Source organism: Oleiphilus sp. HI0043, from assembly GCF_001634935.1.
This window is the reverse complement of sequence record NZ_LWEY01000698.1, coordinates 1-781: the sequence shown is the minus strand read 5'-3', so window position 1 is coordinate 781 and position 781 is coordinate 1. Positions and strand designations below refer to the sequence as shown.

The following is a 781-nucleotide window of genomic DNA, read 5'->3' as shown; positions in this document are numbered from 1 at the left end:
CTGCACTGGTTCGAACCAGCGATGCGGTCGGTATCCAAGAACTAAATATGGTATGGCCCTGGGATAAGCATCGCCCTTATAGTGGTACGGCAATGGGCAGTGATCGTTGGGTGGATATTGTTCGACATGAGTCAATGCCAGAGGCGATTGATACCCTGCATGAAAAGGACTATAAGGTTTATGCTGCGCATCTGTCTGATAGCGCAATTGATTATAGGGATGTTGACTATACTAAGCCTTGCGCGATTCTATTAGGTAATGAAAAGAAGGGCGTCAGTGATATCGCAGCGGCCAAGGTGGATCAGCATATTGTGATTCCGATGCTTGGTATGGTGGAGTCATTTAACGTATCGGTTGCCGCAGCCATTATTCTCGCTGAAGCGCAAAGGCAGCGGTCCTTGGCTGGGTCTTATGATCAGGTTCGTTTAGATGGTAAAACCTATCAGGAAACTTTCTTTCGCTGGGCGCACCCTAAAGTCGCTAGCTATTGCCACCAGAACAAACTTCCATATCCCGAAGTTAGTGAAGAGGACGGTGAGATAATAAACCCCTCACAATGGTATGCGAGTATCAGAGCTAAGCGTGATTCTGCTTCAGAATAAACTTTGAGCGATAAAAGCTCACTAGAACAAGACTCTCTCCTATGTTGAAAGCTATCTTTAGCCTTGCTGGCCCATTGGTAATAGGGCAAATCTCATTTGCTTTAATGGGTTTGATCGATACGCTATTGATGGGGCGTTTAGGGGTTGATGTGCTTGCTGGTGGTGGTTTGGGCGCAGTT

1 protein-coding gene is annotated in these 781 nt (G+C 46.7%); it reads left to right on the top strand.

From position 1 onward, the window contains the following. Positions 1-602 (top strand): TrmH family RNA methyltransferase (locus tag A3729_RS08265; RefSeq protein ID WP_068633620.1); only part of this gene is annotated, 602 nt, incomplete at its 5' end. Positions 603-781: the final 179 nt, after the last annotated feature.